We start from the raw sequence: 14,136 nt of genomic DNA on the forward strand, positions 1-14,136 counted from the left end.
CTGGGGTGGGCGTGCCGATGTCCGCGCGGTGCTGTACATGGCCACGGTCTCGGCGATCGTTCACAACCCTGCGATCAAGGTCTTCTACGCACGCCTGGTCGCAGCCGGCAAGGCCAGGAAGGTGGCCCTTGTGGCCTGCATGCGCAAGTTGCTCACCGTGATCAATGCCATGTTGCGCGATCAAGCCACTTGGGATGCTGTCAAGCATCTTCAAACCCCTTCTGGGGCTTGACGCCAGACACAGTTGCTTGGGGGACCGGCCAACGTACCCGTAGGACGAGGGGCTTCATGTCAGTCGGCGACTCCGGGTTCGGCCATCAGCTGGCCACGGCCGGCGCGTTGGGCCTCGTACAGCGCCGTCTCGCCGCGGCGCTGCAGGTCGGGCAGGCCGCGGTCGCCGGGGCGCAGCCTGGCCCAGCCGGCGCTGAAGGACAGGGGCATGCCCAACTCCGCCGGAGCGCGCTCGGCCAGGGCCTTGCGCAGCCGTTCATCGAGGGCCTGCGGGCCTTCGGGCAGGCAGCGTGCCATCAGCACGCCGAACTGCTCGCCGGCCAGGCGGCCGGCCAGGTCGCCCAGGCGCATCTGGGTCTGCACGCAACTGGCGAACAGGGCCAGCGCGCGGTCGGCAAAGTCCATGCCGCGTTCGGACTGCAGCGTGACGAAGTCGTCCAGGTCCAGCACGACGAGGGCGAGCGGTTCGTCGTAGCGGCGCGCCATGGAGATCATGTCGACCGAGCGCGCGGTGAAGGCGGCGCGGTCATTGAGACCGGTCAGGCCGTCGGTCTGGGCCAGGCGCGCCAGCTCGGCCTCGATCTGGCCGCGCCAGGCCAGCAGCAGCATGGGCAGGGCCAGCAGCAGCGCGAGCTGGCCGGCCAGGGCCAGCAGCAGGTCGGGCCAGGGCGCCCCATCGTCCAGGCCAAGGCCCAGCAGCTTGGCGGCGGCCCGCGCCAGCATGGCGGTCAGCAGCGGCAGCACGGCGGCCAGGCCCAGCAGGCGCCAACGCCGGCTGTTCAGGCCTTGCAGCACGGTGCTGCGGCCGGGCAGCGTCAGCGCCACGCCGAGCCAGATGAGTTGGGCGCCGAGCGCGAGATCGGTCAGCGTCTGCGCCGCCGTGCGGTCGGCCCACAGCAGTGCGTGGCCGACGGCCAGCGCGACGGGCATCGCCGCCATGGCCCAGCGACCCGGGCGCGGCGTGAGCCACAGGCCCAGCGCCCACCACAGCGCCGACAGGCCCAGGCTGGTGAGGCCCACGCCCGCGCTGCGCAGGCCATGCGGCACCGTGAAGTGGTGGCCCAGCGCAGGGCTGGACAGCGCCAGGCCCAGGCCCAGCGCCACCATGCCCACCTGGGCCCAGCGCCCGCCCGCATTGGCGCCGCGCCAGCCGACGAGGGTGATGAGCACCAGCGCCGCAGCCAGCGCCTGCATGGGCATCAGCGCGAACAGGGCATGGGCGAAGCTCATTTGCGGATTGGGATGGGCGTTTCGCGACCGACCGGCACGGCGGTGACGCTGTTTTTGGGCGAGCCGTCGATGAGGCGGTCGGAGTAGGTCAGATAGACGAGGGTGTTGCGCTGCGCGTCCACCATGCGCACGATGCGCAGCTTCTTGAACACCAGCGAGATGCGCTCGTTGAAGACCTCTTCCTGCCGGGGCAGCGGCTGGCTGATGGCGATGGGGCCGACCTGGCGGCAGGCGATGGAGGCCTCGGCCTTGTCCTCGGCCAGGCCGATGGCGCCGCTGATGCCGCCGGTCTTGGCGCGCGACACATAGCAGGCCACGCCCTGCACCTTGGGATCGTCATAGGCGTCGACGACGATCTTGTGATCGGGGCCGATGAGCTTGAAGGCGGTGTCGACGGAGCCGATGGGTTCGGCGTGGGCCAGCGCCGTGACGGCCAGCAGAAGGAGGGCGGCTTGCTTCATGCAGGGCAGTCTAAGGCGCCGCAGCGGACACGGGGTAGGGCGGGTCGCGTATGGGCGCGATGGCGGGATCGTGCGATGCGGTGACGGCGGCTTGGTGGCCAATCCCATGCCGGGAGTCCGCCCCGGCGGGCGGGTAACTTTTCTCTGCGGCGCCAGAGAAAAGTCACCAAAAGAGAGGCGCTGAACCGCACCCGATCGCGACGGCGCCCTGAGCGTCGCGCGAAAACATCCACTGGCGTTGGGGGCAGACGCGACCCGCTGCGCTCTCGCTGCTGTCCTTGTGACGAGTGCCATAACTCGCCCCTTCACGCCGCCTAACGCCGGCTGCACGCCGGGCTCACCAGGAATTGCCGCGTCGCTGGGGCGACGCTCCGGTAGATGCTGTGCAGTGATCGCGGCGCCCGAGCGACGCTGCATTTGGATTCCTCGTGGGCTCGGCGTGCAGCCGGCGTTAGGCGGGGCAGACTCCCGGCTGGGCCTTGCCATCAACCCGCACTCACGCCAAAGAAAAAGCCTGTAGGGCGGGTCGCGACCCGTCCTACGCGGCTCACGCGAAGAACTGCCAGACGGCTCCAACCAAGCAGACCGCCGCCAGAATGATCCAGAGCAAGTGAGCTCCGCGGTAGTCACGCTCGCCGTGCCGAACGAGCCATCCTTTGCGCTCATCGAGCTCGGCCCTCGAAATGCCAGCCACGCTCTCTGTTGTTTCTCCTGACAGTGCTTCGTAGGGGAGATCACGCGGGTCCACGGACAGCCGCCTGGCGTCATAGGCCAAGAATCCAAAGAGGGCGGCGAGTATGAGCAGTGCGGCGATTTCCATGAGTTCTGTTGACGACTCCCCGCTGGATATGGAGTGGCCGTTGGCACACGACTATGCCAACAAGCGTGGGCGGGTCGCGATCCTCCGTTCGATGGCGACAAGCGGCCGCACGATCTTGGACCCCGGCGCCAAACCGCCCTACGCGGCGCACGCCCCGGCCGGGCTCGGCACTGCCGTCTGCCGGCCCGTGAACTTCGGCGCCTCGGGGCGGTTCAGGTCGAAGTGGCTGAGCTGGTCGCTGCGCTGGTTGCACACGTAGAGGTGGCTGCCCGCGATGCAGGCGCTGCGCGGGTAGCTGCCGTGCACCCAGTGGTGGTCCAGCAGGCGGGGCTGGCGCGGGTCGGCCAGCGAGATGACGGCCAGGCTGTCGTGCAGGCGGTTGAAGGCATACAGATGTCGGCCGCCGGGCGCGACCAGCAGGTCGGAGGCGTAGCTGGTGCCGGCGAAACCGTTCGGTAGCACGCGGATTTCGTCCAACAGGCGCGGGCCGTCGGGGCCGAGGGCGACGGTGGTTAGCGTGGATGACTCTTCCTGCAGAACGTAGACGAGTTCACCCACGACAACGAAGTGGCGCGGGCCCGAGCCGGGGCTGAGGGCCAGCTCGTGCGCCGGTGCGCCCGGGGTGGCAGCGGTGAGCGGCCAGACGAGCAGCCGGTCGCGGCCGAGGTCGGTGCCGATCAGCCAGCGGCCATCGGGGGTGGCCTGGATCATGTGGGCATGCGGCGCGTCGTGGCCGCTGTTGGCTTGGCTGCCGGGTGGCGCCTTGGCGGCGCGCTGCGGGCCGGGGCGGCAGTCGGGGCCGGCGCAGCTGGGCCAGCTCTGCGCGGCGCCGAGGCGGCCGTCGGCCAGCAGCGGCAGCGCGGCAAAGCGGGCGTCGGCGTAATGGGCGACCCAGAGGCGGCCCGCGCTCAGGGACACCTGCGCCGGGCTGTGGCCGCCGCTGGGTTCGCGCTGCAGCAGGGTCAGGGCGCCGGCGTCGTCCTGCGCGTAGACGGCGATGTGGTTGGCGCCTTCCTCGGCCGCGTAGATGCGCCCGTCGGCGGCCAGCAGCCCGCTGGGGCTGCCCGCATTGGGCGTCAGGCCGAGTGGCTTCAAGCCGCCATCGGCACCGATGGCAAAGCGGTACAGGCCGAGGCCCACCGGGGCGTAGGTGCCGACGTGCAGGAAGCGGGCGGGCGGGGCGGCGAGGGCGGGCATCAGCGTGGCGGCGGGCAGCAGGATCAGGTGGCGGCGTTTCATCATCACAGCCGCGACGTTAGCGCGGATCGCCGCGCGCATCGGCCGTCGGCGCGCTGTGCCGCGAGGGCGTCAACCGAAATGCGTCGTGATGGCGTCCACGACGCGGTCGTCCTCATCGACGACCGCCATCCACGCCCACTTGTCGAAGGTCGTGCAGGGGTGCGACGGCCCCAGAGCCACGCGTTCGCCGACCGCCGGCCCATCGGTCTCGGCCGGGTCCCAGCGCAGATAGGCATGCTGGTCGTTCAGCCCGCTCACCTGCCAGCCCCTGGGCGCCACCCGCTCGCCACCGCTCAGGTGCCACACCGGCACCGGCCAGCCCTGGTCGAAGGACACATCACGCCGGCCCGCGTTCAGCAGCGCCAGGCCGGGCTCGGGGCTGGACAGCACCTGCGTCCACACCTCCAGCGCCGGTTGCAGGCTGGGTTCGCCCAGGGGCGTACCCATGCGCTCGTCCATCGTCCGCATATAGCGGCCGTAGTGCGCGTGGTCGTGGCAGACATAGCAGCCCGAGCGCAGCAAACCCAGGCGCCCGGGTTTGCCGGCAATCACCGGCGCGACGAGGTCGAACAGCGCCGACCCGCCGCCGCTGAGCCACAGCGGCTGCACGTCGATCAGCCCTTCGGTCTCGATGTCCGCCAGCAGCGCCTCGACGCGCGCCTGCCATTGCTGCATCAGCGCGCGGTCGGGCGCGGTTTCGCCGACAACCTGCAAGCCCTCGTAGAAGCCGATGCCGCGCAGACGCAGCGCCGGGTGGGTCTTGAGCGCCCGCGCGAGCGCCAGCGCGGGACCGTGCTCGCGAACGCCGCAGCGCGAGGTGCCCAGCTCGATCAGCACGTCCACGCGGTCTTCGTTTGCATCGAGCTGCGCCCAGTGCGCGGCGATGAGGTCCAGCTGCGCCTGCGAGTCCACAAAGAAGGCCAGCTCCACGCCGGGGTGGCGGCGGCGAAGGTCCAGCAGCTCGGCCAGGTCGGCCGCGCTGACGAGCTGGTTGGCGATCAACGCCCGCCGCGCGCCGGCGGCCAGGCCCAGGCGCAGCTGGTGCACGTTCGCAAATGTCAGCCCCCAGGCGCCGGCATCGAGCTGGCGGCGGAACAGCTGCGGGCTCATCGTCGTCTTGCCATGGGGTGCCATCTGCACGCCGCGCGCCGTGGCGAAGTCCTGCATCCAGGCGATGTTGTGAGTCAGTGCGGCCTGCCGCACGACAGCCAGCGGCGTGGGCAGTTGCTCAATCGTCCAGCCGCGCTGCGCCACGTCGGCCAGCGGCAGCGGCGCCTGCAACGCGGGGAAGCCTTTCAGCCAGGGGCCCAGGCAGCCGGGGCGCGGGGTGTTTGCGTCGTTCATCGCGCCATCATCGCGCTGCCCACCGTCAGCGACCGGCAGCCCCGTCCCTCGCCGTGCGCGCCGGCAACTTCGTCTACGTGTCAGGTCAATTGCCGGTGCGCGCCGCCGGCCAGATCGTCGACGGCGGCATCGAGGCACAGACGCCCGCGACTTTGGCGCCTTCAACCGCGTCTACATGGGCGGTTAGCGCCAATGCTGCCGACCCAGCGCGGGAGCCATCTCCTTTTGCATCGTCCGCCAAACCCGTTCGAGCCCTGCACACATCCAAGGCTGCCCATCCCTGAAGACGCGCCATTGCCTGACGTCTCTCGGATTGGGCTCGAAGTGCAGGTGCCACGAAACGCCGCCGCAAGCGAAAGTCCAGTCAAACGGCTGCCGGTGATCTTCTCGAACCACTTGAAGCTGGGCATGGCCATCCGCAGCGTCACGGGCCAGCCGCCGCTCCGCGCGTGCATCGCGTTCAGCGCTGGTGGCGGGGCGGTACGTTCGCATGCTCAAATGTTAGGCAGAAATCGTTAACGATCCATCTACAACACGTTCCCTTGATCTACTGCTCGCAAACCTAGCAGGATAGCGAAAAACTGTATGTTTATACAGCATCGAAAAACTGCTAGCTTGCGCTGCGTAGCAGGCGCGCTCGCCCAAGCGAGCTTGGTGCGGACGAGCCTGCAACGCAGCGTGAACGTATCAGCCTTACCGGGGCTTTTTGGCGCACAGACAGGTCCGCAAACAACCTCTCTGACGTGCCCCGCAGTAGCTCCAGAGAACCTGTCGCTAAAACGGACGCCACTGCGTGGCGCCGCTTACCTGCCACGTTAGGCAGGCGAGGATGGGGATCATCTATACAGTGAGTCTTGCGACTGCGGACGCGAAAGCGTGGCTGCTGGAGCAGGGCATTGAATGCTCGGACAGAGCGTCGCGTTGGCCTACCGGCAACGAGTTGAAATATGCCGTCGAGTGCTTTCCACGAATTAAGGTGCAGTACAACGACAATGGATTGGGCTACTGCTGGCAAGCGCTATTGAGCAACGGAGAACCCGGAGCTGAAGAAGTCTGGGCTGCACTTAACGTCGAGAAGCATCAAGGCTATGAACAGGCTAACGACTTCTGGTTCGACAAGGGAACTACAGAACTCAATGTCGCAATAGCGCTGGTGCTGTCGGCGAAAACTGGGCCCTTAGTGCTGTTTGCGGATTGTGGTGGTCCGCCACTAGTAGTTGATTACCCGAACGCCACGCAACAGGCACTCAATGAGTGGGTTGACGTGAGCAAGCCACTCTGGATAGAGCTGTATCGCGATGTGCAGCGCTCTTGTGCATTCGCAGCCTAACCATCCGCTGCAGCGGACGGCTTCGCCTTCCGCTGAGCTCAGACGTTGAACATGCACTTGCATCATCGTTTTTGCATCGCACTTGTCGCTTGCATAGCGGTGCAAGCATCCGCAGTTGCTGGTCAAGAGGATGCCAGCCTTCAGATTCGAGCCATCGCATCAGCTGAGCAGAAATACTATGTGAGCAACCTCAAGGAAGCATTCACACGCTGGTGCAAAGAGAAGGCCAACGTCTGCGTGAACGAACTTCTTATACGGCCCGCTGGCATGACCGTTCCGCGGCCATACGATCAAGTGCGCCTCGACCTCGTCTCGAATCTCGATGGCAAGTTTGAGTCATCTCGCTACGAGCACGACAAGCCTTTTAAACAGTTCAGCCCGCGAACGTTCCAGTTCTCAAAGGCCTTCAAAGTCACTGTTCACCCGTTCGTCTGGAATCGAGTTGAGCTCAGGTCCAAAGAGCGACCGGCCACCATTGAACCCCTCACCACTTGGGCAGAGCGCTGGATAGACCTCTCGGATACAAAAACTGTCCCAAAAGGCCAGTTGCTTGGCGTCGTTCACAGCGTCATCTATCCGTCCATCAAGGACGACTACTGGCAAACTCTCGTTGATTTCGGCTCGTCTGAGCCATACATGCTCGACAGCCTCTTGCGTACCCTCGAGGCAATGGGCTTCACGGAAGTCGAAGTTGGTTCTTTCTCCACCGTCCAGAAGTAGCTCCGCTAATTGGGCGGATGTTCAACCCTTCGCTGCAGCGGACGGCTTCGCCGTCCGCTGAGCTTGCACGTTTAACAGCAATGATCCATTCCGCTATTGCGTTGCTGCTGTTTGCCGTCGCGAGCGTGTGCCAAGCAGCACCGCTCCCGAAGGACGTCACAGACTTTCTGGCGACCCGGGAGTCTTGCGACCACTGGCGCGGCGAGGACGGCTACGACGATGAGCGCAAGGCGGAAATTGCTTGGGCGACTTGTCAGACATGCCAGGGCACCGATGCGAAGCTTGCCGGTTTGAAGCACAAGTACCGAACCAATGCAAAGATCATTGAGAAACTCAGCGAGTTCGACTCAAAGATTGAGCCCGACAACAAAGTGGCCGCCCGAGCGCTTTGCCGAAACACCAAGAGGCCTGAATGGCAGAAGTAGCGCTTCTGTTCAACCCATTGCTGCAGCGGACGGCTTCGCTGCCCGCTGAGCATTGACGTTGATCAGCACTACCAGCCGGCACAGGCCGCGCGCTAACGCGCATCAAGCCGCGACCGGCTCGTCGATCTCCCCCCGCTCCCCATGCACCTCCACCGCCTTGAGCGCCGTCTGCGCAAACTTCGCACACGCCAGCAGCACCGCCGCAAACCCCATATAGCTCAGCGCCAGCGGCAGGCTCTTGCCGATGCCGATCTGCTCGCCGTGCATGAAGCCGAAGAAGGTCAGCGCGGCGCCTGCCACGGCGAAGGTGGCGGCCTTGGCGAGCTGGCGTTCGATGATGAACACGGCAATCGCGCCAAGCACCAGGCCGCCGAGGATGGCGCCGCCGCCCAGCACTTCCAGCCCGTGATACAGCACGCCCGTCTGGCCCAGCTTGTCCAGCCCGACCGCCGCAGCGCTGGTGCCGGCCGCGCCGAGCGCGTTGTCGATCTGCAATTTGCCCCAGGCTGCCATGTGCGGCATGAAGGCCAGGATGATGGCCGGTGCATGACTGCGCGGCGTCTCCTGGAAGGCCTGCGCGCCGATCAGCATGCCGATGTAGAGCAGGATGGGCGCGATGGCGACGACCGGGATCAGCGTCGTCATGACCGCGATGACGCCCAGCCAGCACATCACCAGCACGGCCGCGCCGGTGGCCAGGGAGTAGCCGATGCGCCCGCCCATGGCCTTCCAGCCCGGGTGACCGATGTAGACGGCGTTGATGAAGGGGTTGCCCATCAGGCAACCGATCAGGCTGACGACGCCGTCGGCCGTCAGCACGCGCGTGGTGGGGAAGCTGTCGCCGCTGGCGGCGGCACTCTCCACGTTGTCCATCGCTTCCACGAGGTCGTAGATGCCGAAGGGGATGGCCGTGACGAGGATGATGGCCAGGAACTCGAAGCCCGAGAACACATGGCCGAAGGCCGGCAGCGGCACCGAGAAGCCGAAGTTGGCGAACGAGGCGCCCAGCGCGGCCAGGCTCATGCCGCCTATGGGCATGCCCAAGGCGGTGGAGCCCCAGGCGATGGCGCAGCCCAGCGCGATGGCCACCAGCCCCGCCGGAATGCCGCGGAACCAGCGCACGCCGCCGAACCAGCTGACCAGGATGACCGAGAAGCACACCAGGCCCAGGGCCGGTGTCATGAACATCTCCAGCGCCGGGCGCAGCGCGATGAAGGCGACGGACACGCCGGCCAGCGTGCCCAGCAGCGCGGCGCGCGGCGTGATGCGGCGGATCACCGGCGCGATGAAGCCGCCCACCATCAGCACGAAGCTCTGCACGAACACCCAGGTGAGCCCGGCCTCCCAGCCCTTGACCGGGTCGCCCGTCTTCAGCGAGATGGGCAGCATGATGACGAACACGACGATAAACATGTGCGGCACGCTGATGCCCGAGGGCAGGGCGCACACATCGCTGCGGCCGGTGGCCTTGGCGAGCTTCCAGGCCAGCCAGGCGTAGTAGGCCGTGGACAAAAACATCATCAGCCCGGCGGCCGGCAGGATGCGGCCGAACACCAATTCGTCGGGCATCTTGAGCACGAAGCGCAGCAGCGCGGTCAGCGTCAGCAGGTTGACGAGGATGTTGGTGCCGAAGCCGAAGAGGGCGTTCCAGTCGCCGGGCACCCAGAGCTTTGGCGAGGTGGTCTTGGTCATCGTCATGGAGCGCTCCTTGTGTTGATGGCCGCGAGCACGCGCGCCGAATCGGTGACCCAGCCGAAGATGCCGCCCTGCGCCTGGATCATGCGCAGACCGACCTCGTGAAACTCGGGGAAGTAGGAGGCGCAGCAGTCGCCCGGCACGACACAGCGGTAGCCGCGGTCGTTGGCCTCGCGCACGGTGGTGTGCACGCAGACCTCGGTGGTCACGCCGCAGACGATCAAGGCCTCGATGCCGCGGTGCTGCAGGATGGCGCCCAGGTCGGTGGCGTAGAAGGCGCCCTTGCCGGGCTTGTCGATGACGGGCTCGCCGGCCAGTGGCTGCAGCTCGGGGATGAGCGCGTGGCCAGGCTCGCCGCGGATGAGGATGCGCCCCATCGGGCCGGCCGCGCCTATGCGCAGGCTGGGTGCGCCGCGCTCCACCTTGGCGCGTGGCGCGTCGGTCATGTCGGGGCGGTGCCCCTCGCGTGTGTGGATGACCAGCATGCCCGCCGCCCGCGCGCCCGCCAGCAGCGCCTGGCAGGGGGCGATGGCGGCGCGCAGCAGCGAGACGTCGTTGCCCAGGCTGGCCCCGAAGCCGTCGGCCTCGATGAAGTCGCGCTGCATGTCGATGATGACGACCGCCGTGCGGGCCGGGTCAATGGCCACCGGCTCGGGCGCTGCGTCGATGGTGACTTGCATGGTCCGCACCTCACTGTCCTGGCATGACGGCTGGGCTCAAGTTGGCGCATGGCCGCCCCGAGTTGATGCACGCCGGCCGGTAAAGCGCCGGGTCAGCAGCAGGACTGCAAAAAGCAAGCCAGCGGGTGGCACCCTATCCGTTCGGAGGGCTGGCAACGCACGCGCGGCTGGGCATGATGTGGGGCATGCTGCCCCACCCCCAGGACGAACGCACGCGCCGCGCGATGCTGCTGCTGTTCTACGCCCAGAGCGGGGTGAGCCTGGTGGCGGCGGCTTTGCTGGTGCCCATGCATGTGGGCACGCAGATCGACCGGGTGGCGCTGCCGGTGCTGCTGGCCTGGGGCGCGGCATTTGCTGTGTTGATCGCGCTGCGCGCGCACTGGAAGCGCCAGGTGGCGCAGCTGCCGGAGACCGTGGACCCCGCACCGTGGGAGCGCCGCGCGGAGCTGGGGGCGCTGTTCACCGGCGGGCTGTGGGCGCTGGCGCTGGTGATGGCTTTCGACGCGCAGCAGAGCGCCAGCCGGATGTACGCCGCCATGCTGGCCTGTGTCACCTGCGTGGCCAGCATCAATGTGATGGCGCCGCAGCCGCGCGCCTTCGTGATGCTGATCGCGCCCGTTGCCGTGGCGCTGATCGCGCTGTTTCTGTCGCTGGGCAGCTGGAGCGGTGCCTACAACGCCTTGCTCGTGCTGGCCGCCGTGGCGCTGGCGATGGCCTTGACGTTGCGCCACACGCGGCTGCTGCGCGAGAGCCACGCGATGCGCTTCGAGCGCGAGGCCTTGCTGGCCGAGACCCAGGCGGCGCGCGAGGCACAGACGCGCTTCCTGGCCGCCGCCAGCCACGACCTGCGCCAGCCCGTGCATGCGCTGGGCCTGCTGGCCGCACAGGCCGCGCACGAGCTGAAGGGCCGGCGCGCGGCGCAGACGGCGGAGCAGCTGCAGAGCATGGCGCAGGCGCTGGACGGGCTGGTGGAAAGCCTGCTCGACGTGTCGCGCCTGGACGGCGGCGCCGTGCAGCCGCAGTGGCGCTCGCTGCCGCTGCAGCCCTTGTTCGAGCGCCTATCCACCGAGTACGCGGTGCTGGCCGAGGCCAAGGGCTTGCAATGGCGGCTGCGCCCGACCGCGCTGTGGGTGTGCAGCGATGCGCAGCAGCTCGAGCGCCTGCTGCGCAACCTGCTGTCCAACGCGCTCGCGCACACCGCGCACGGCGGTGTGCTGCTGGCGGCTCGGCGGCGTGCGGGCCGGGTGCAGGTCGCCGTGTGGGACACCGGCCCGGGCATTGCGCCCGAGCACCACGAGCGCATCTTTCAGGAGTTCGTGCAGCTCGCCAACCCGGGGCGAGACCGGAAGCGCGGCCACGGCCTGGGCCTGGCCATCGTGGCGCGGCTGGCGCGCTTGCTGGACCATCCCGTGGGCCTGCGCAGCCGCCTGGCCCGTGGCAGCTGCTTTGCCGTCAGCCTGGCCGAAGACGTGCCCCGCCTGCTGACCGAGCCGCACACCGTGCCGCAGGGCCAGCCGCTGCAGGGCCGCTGCGTGGCGCTGGTGGAGGACGACGAAGCCGTGCGCGAGGCCACCGTGACTCTGCTGCGCACGTGGGGCTGTGAGGTCTGGGCCGAGGCCGCGGTGGCGCCGCTGCTGGCGCGCCTGCGCGCCGCCGGTGCCCGGCCGCAGCGCCTCATCAGCGACTGGCGGCTGGCCGAAGGCGACGGGCTGAGCGCCATCGAGGCCTTGCGCGAGGTCTTCGGCGACCGGCTGCCGGCCCTGCTCATCAGCGGCGAGACCCTGCCGATGAGCGCCAAGGCCTTGCGTGCGCTGCGCGTGCAGCCGGCGCGCAAGCCGCTGCCGGCGGCGGCGCTGCGCGCCTGGCTCAGCGCGCCTTCAGAGCCCCATTCAGAACCGCATTGAGGCCAGCCGCGCCTGGCCCGCCATCGCCGCCTCGGCGCGGTTGCGCACGCGCAGGATGCGAAAGATCGTCACCAGATGACCCTTGACCGTCGGCTCGCCCATGCCCAGCTCACGCGCGATCTCCTTGTTGCTGCGGCCCTTCACCAGCTCGGCCAGCACCTCGGCCTGGCGCTGCGTGAGCGCCTCGTCCGGCAGGTCGGTGCCGCGCTGCAGCAGGAAGGGCGGCAGGTAGCAGCCGCCGGCCAGCACCAGCTCCAGCGCGCCGACCAGCACACCCACGTCGGCGCTCTTGGGCAGCCAGCCGGCGGCGCCTTCGTCGAGCGCGCGCATGGCCAGCAGGGGGTCGGTGTCGGCGGACATCAGCAGCACCGGCAGCAGCGGCCATTCCGCGCGCAGCTGTTGGAGGGCCTTCAACGGCGCAAGGCCGGGCAGGTGCACGTCGAGCACGACCAGCGTCACGTCGGGCCGGCAGGCCAGCAGCGCCTGCGCGGCGGCCAGGCTGTCGGCCTCGCTCACCTCGCAGCCCTCGCGCTGCGTGCGCAGCAGCTGCGCCATGCCGACGCGCACGACCGGGTGGTCGTCGACGATGAGGAGGTGGAATGCGTTCGATGGCGCGGTCATGGCCGGGCCATGATGCCGCCAAATTCGGGGTGGTGCCAGCTTGGCGCTGGATTCGGGGACGTGGCTGAACTGGTGAGAGGCTGAGCTCAATCCCGGTTGCACATGCGCCGGCGAGCGCCCGCCGTGACGGCGACCAGGCCGATGCCGAACAGGGCGACGGACGCTGGCTCGGGCACGCTGGAGACGGTGATGGCGCCATCCATGGACGTCGTGGCGAGCTCCGCAAAACCAGAATCGAGCAGGACGACGTTGCCGAACGACAGGCTGCTCTGCCCCCGGGGCCAGCGCCTGGAACTACAGGTGCATGATCACGCCGCCGCCCGTGACGGCCGGCCCGGTCCCGACCAAGGTGTTGGCCGTGAAGGACACCGTGCCGGCGATGTTGTCGACGGTGCCGGGCATGAGTGGGGGCATCCGTTTGGATGAGCAGCGGCCTCCTGCGGCCTGCGCCACAGCCGCCGCTGGCGAGCGTCAACTCTGGCTTTGAGACAAGATCGCCCACCATGCCCGCCCACCGAATCTTCACGACGGCCTTCGCCAAGGTCTACCCGCTCTACGTCCGCAAGGCCGAGGCCAAGGGCCGCACGCAGGCAGAGGTCGACCAAGTCATCCGTTGGCTGACCGGCTACGACGAGGCGGGCCTGCGCCGGCAGCTGGACGCTGCGGCCGACTTTGCGACGTTCTTCGCCGAGGCCCCGGCCCTGCATCCCAACACGGCCCTCATCAAAGGCGTGGTTTGCGGTGTGCGGGTGGAAGAAGTCGAAGACCCGCTGATGCAGAAGATCCGCTGGCTGGACAAGCTCGTCGACGAGCTGGCCAAGGGCAAGGCGATGGAGAAGATCCTGCGGGCTTAGCCCTTTGGCAGTTCGGCAGGTTGGGGTGAACGCAGTGAACCCCAACGATCCGGCCTCGGAGGCTCGCTGGAGTTCGCACTGCTCACCCCAACCTACGGGCATAGATCGTCAAGCAGTGACAGCAATTCGAGCGGCGCATCTTCATCGCCTAGCGCCACTGCACAGAAGTACCAGTCAACTGCTTTGACAGGATCTGGCCGAGCCACTGCCGTGCCATTGGCGTAACTGCGCGCCACTGTGACCACTGCGAATGGGTCGCCGCTAGCGAGCGCATACAACTCCAGGTGGCGCTGGGCTCGGTGATATTTCTCCTCCGGTTCGCACTTGCCCAGCAGAAGCTGCGACGCCGTATGAAGGTTCCAGTGCGCGGTTGCATCGTCGTCCTTGGCCATGCGCACAGCCGCCTCGACGACGCCGTCCGCTTCGTCGCCAGAGATGCCAGCCGCTTCTCCAAAGCGAGCGAGCCGAACCTTTGCGCCGAGGCTTCCCATCTCCGCAGCGGCACGCACGACATTGATGGCCTGTGCCTTTCGACCCGCTTCTAGGAGCTCAACAGACTCATGCCACCAGGGCTCCATTGCG

Annotated in this window: 15 protein-coding genes and 1 pseudogene; 6 read left to right on the forward strand and 10 right to left on the reverse strand. The window is 67.9% G+C overall.

Translation table 11 applies throughout. From position 1 onward, the window contains the following. Positions 1-232: pseudogene (locus ACXRVZ_RS12175) on the forward strand (IS110 family transposase); the annotation flags it as partial. Positions 233-291: 59 nt separating this feature from the next. Here ACXRVZ_RS12175 and ACXRVZ_RS12180 read toward each other — a convergent pair. The 5 genes from ACXRVZ_RS12180 to ACXRVZ_RS12200 all read right to left on the reverse strand — a co-directional run bounded on the left by ACXRVZ_RS12180 (position 292) and on the right by ACXRVZ_RS12200 (position 5,325). Next, positions 292-1,461 carry a GGDEF domain-containing protein gene (locus ACXRVZ_RS12180; protein WP_457422119.1) on the reverse strand — a complete coding sequence of 390 codons (1,170 nt, stop codon included), beginning with the start codon at positions 1,459-1,461 and terminating at the stop codon, positions 292-294. Next, positions 1,458-1,922, reverse strand: coding sequence for a CreA family protein (locus tag ACXRVZ_RS12185; RefSeq protein ID WP_457422121.1), 465 nt, complete (start codon positions 1,920-1,922; stop codon positions 1,458-1,460). Before ACXRVZ_RS12185 ends, ACXRVZ_RS12180 begins: the two co-directional genes overlap by 4 nt. A gap of 547 nt (positions 1,923-2,469) precedes the next feature. Next, a complete protein-coding gene (locus ACXRVZ_RS12190) occupies positions 2,470-2,742 on the reverse strand; it encodes a hypothetical protein (protein WP_457422123.1) in 273 nt (90 codons plus the stop codon). Positions 2,743-2,880: 138 nt separating this feature from the next. Then, positions 2,881-3,981 carry a lactonase family protein gene (locus ACXRVZ_RS12195; RefSeq protein WP_457422125.1) on the reverse strand — a complete coding sequence of 367 codons (1,101 nt, stop codon included), beginning with the start codon at positions 3,979-3,981 and terminating at the stop codon, positions 2,881-2,883. 69 nt (positions 3,982-4,050) lie between these two features. After that, positions 4,051-5,325 (reverse strand): amino acid deaminase, encoded by a 1,275-nt coding sequence (locus ACXRVZ_RS12200; protein ID WP_457422127.1) that lies wholly within the window; start codon positions 5,323-5,325, stop codon positions 4,051-4,053. Between the two features lie 829 nt (positions 5,326-6,154). Between ACXRVZ_RS12200 and ACXRVZ_RS12205 the strand changes: the two genes are divergently transcribed. From ACXRVZ_RS12205 to ACXRVZ_RS12215, 3 genes are read left to right on the forward strand one after another with little or no spacing between them, the layout of a single operon-like run. Next, positions 6,155-6,655, forward strand: coding sequence for a hypothetical protein (locus ACXRVZ_RS12205; protein ID WP_458232438.1), 501 nt, complete (start codon positions 6,155-6,157; stop codon positions 6,653-6,655). A 45-nt stretch (positions 6,656-6,700) separates the two neighbouring features. Further along, a complete protein-coding gene (locus tag ACXRVZ_RS12210) occupies positions 6,701-7,375 on the forward strand; it encodes a hypothetical protein (protein ID WP_458232439.1) in 675 nt (224 codons plus the stop codon). A gap of 17 nt (positions 7,376-7,392) precedes the next feature. Next, the gene (locus tag ACXRVZ_RS12215; RefSeq protein WP_457422133.1) at positions 7,393-7,800 is read left to right on the forward strand and encodes a hypothetical protein; all 408 of its coding nucleotides are present in this window, start codon (positions 7,393-7,395) and stop codon (positions 7,798-7,800) included. A gap of 102 nt (positions 7,801-7,902) precedes the next feature. Here ACXRVZ_RS12215 and ACXRVZ_RS12220 read toward each other — a convergent pair whose 3' ends face one another. Together ACXRVZ_RS12220 and ACXRVZ_RS12225 are read right to left on the reverse strand one after the other, a co-directional pair. Further along, positions 7,903-9,498, reverse strand: coding sequence for a hypothetical protein (locus ACXRVZ_RS12220; RefSeq protein ID WP_457422135.1), 1,596 nt, complete (start codon positions 9,496-9,498; stop codon positions 7,903-7,905). Then, complete coding sequence (locus tag ACXRVZ_RS12225) at positions 9,495-10,175, reverse strand: cysteine hydrolase family protein (protein ID WP_457422137.1); 681 nt, start codon at positions 10,173-10,175, stop codon at positions 9,495-9,497. Before ACXRVZ_RS12225 ends, ACXRVZ_RS12220 begins: the two co-directional genes overlap by 4 nt. Positions 10,176-10,360: 185 nt before the next feature. Here ACXRVZ_RS12225 and ACXRVZ_RS12230 point away from each other — a divergent pair, with 185 nt between their 5' ends. Then, positions 10,361-12,079, forward strand: coding sequence for an ATP-binding protein (locus tag ACXRVZ_RS12230; RefSeq protein ID WP_457422139.1), 1,719 nt, complete (start codon positions 10,361-10,363; stop codon positions 12,077-12,079). On the opposite strand, the gene ACXRVZ_RS12235 is transcribed toward ACXRVZ_RS12230, so the two are convergent. Together ACXRVZ_RS12235 and ACXRVZ_RS12240 are read right to left on the reverse strand one after the other, a co-directional pair. Next, complete coding sequence (locus ACXRVZ_RS12235; RefSeq protein WP_457422141.1) at positions 12,065-12,700, reverse strand: response regulator; 636 nt, start codon at positions 12,698-12,700, stop codon at positions 12,065-12,067. The genes ACXRVZ_RS12230 and ACXRVZ_RS12235 overlap by 15 nt on opposite strands. An 86-nt stretch (positions 12,701-12,786) precedes the next feature. Then, positions 12,787-12,903: a PEP-CTERM sorting domain-containing protein gene (locus ACXRVZ_RS12240; RefSeq protein WP_457422143.1), complete on the reverse strand. Its 117-nt coding sequence runs from the start codon at positions 12,901-12,903 to the stop codon at positions 12,787-12,789. 300 nt (positions 12,904-13,203) lie between these two features. Here ACXRVZ_RS12240 and ACXRVZ_RS12245 point away from each other — a divergent pair, with 300 nt between their 5' ends. Continuing rightward, positions 13,204-13,554, forward strand: coding sequence for a DUF2200 domain-containing protein (locus ACXRVZ_RS12245; RefSeq protein ID WP_457422145.1), 351 nt, complete (start codon positions 13,204-13,206; stop codon positions 13,552-13,554). Between the two features lie 92 nt (positions 13,555-13,646). On the opposite strand, the gene ACXRVZ_RS12250 is transcribed toward ACXRVZ_RS12245, so the two are convergent. Next, complete coding sequence (locus ACXRVZ_RS12250; protein ID WP_457422147.1) at positions 13,647-14,132, reverse strand: hypothetical protein; 486 nt, start codon at positions 14,130-14,132, stop codon at positions 13,647-13,649. Between the last annotated feature and the right edge of the window lie 4 nt (positions 14,133-14,136).

The organism is Roseateles sp. P5_E8, assembly GCF_054177665.1.

Excerpts from the sequence above, each read along its gene's own strand:
- ACXRVZ_RS12180 (WP_457422119.1), bottom strand. The coding sequence starts at position 1,461 with ATGAGCTTCGCCCATGCCCTGTTCGCGCTGATGCCCATGCAGGCGCTG.
- ACXRVZ_RS12185 (WP_457422121.1), bottom strand. The coding sequence starts at position 1,922 with ATGAAGCAAGCCGCCCTCCTTCTGCTGGCCGTCACGGCGCTGGCCCAC.
- ACXRVZ_RS12190 (WP_457422123.1), bottom strand. The coding sequence starts at position 2,742 with ATGGAAATCGCCGCACTGCTCATACTCGCCGCCCTCTTTGGATTCTTG.
- ACXRVZ_RS12195 (WP_457422125.1), bottom strand. The coding sequence starts at position 3,981 with ATGAAACGCCGCCACCTGATCCTGCTGCCCGCCGCCACGCTGATGCCC.
- ACXRVZ_RS12200 (WP_457422127.1), bottom strand. The coding sequence starts at position 5,325 with ATGAACGACGCAAACACCCCGCGCCCCGGCTGCCTGGGCCCCTGGCTG.
- ACXRVZ_RS12205 (WP_458232438.1), top strand. The coding sequence starts at position 6,155 with ATGGGGATCATCTATACAGTGAGTCTTGCGACTGCGGACGCGAAAGCG.
- ACXRVZ_RS12215 (WP_457422133.1), top strand. The coding sequence starts at position 7,393 with ATGTTCAACCCTTCGCTGCAGCGGACGGCTTCGCCGTCCGCTGAGCTT.
- ACXRVZ_RS12220 (WP_457422135.1), bottom strand. The coding sequence starts at position 9,498 with ATGACGATGACCAAGACCACCTCGCCAAAGCTCTGGGTGCCCGGCGAC.
- ACXRVZ_RS12225 (WP_457422137.1), bottom strand. The coding sequence starts at position 10,175 with ATGCAAGTCACCATCGACGCAGCGCCCGAGCCGGTGGCCATTGACCCG.
- ACXRVZ_RS12230 (WP_457422139.1), top strand. The coding sequence starts at position 10,361 with ATGCTGCCCCACCCCCAGGACGAACGCACGCGCCGCGCGATGCTGCTG.
- ACXRVZ_RS12235 (WP_457422141.1), bottom strand. The coding sequence starts at position 12,700 with ATGACCGCGCCATCGAACGCATTCCACCTCCTCATCGTCGACGACCAC.
- ACXRVZ_RS12240 (WP_457422143.1), bottom strand. The coding sequence starts at position 12,903 with ATGGATGGCGCCATCACCGTCTCCAGCGTGCCCGAGCCAGCGTCCGTC.
- ACXRVZ_RS12245 (WP_457422145.1), top strand. The coding sequence starts at position 13,204 with ATGCCCGCCCACCGAATCTTCACGACGGCCTTCGCCAAGGTCTACCCG.
- ACXRVZ_RS12250 (WP_457422147.1), bottom strand. The coding sequence starts at position 14,132 with ATGGAGCCCTGGTGGCATGAGTCTGTTGAGCTCCTAGAAGCGGGTCGA.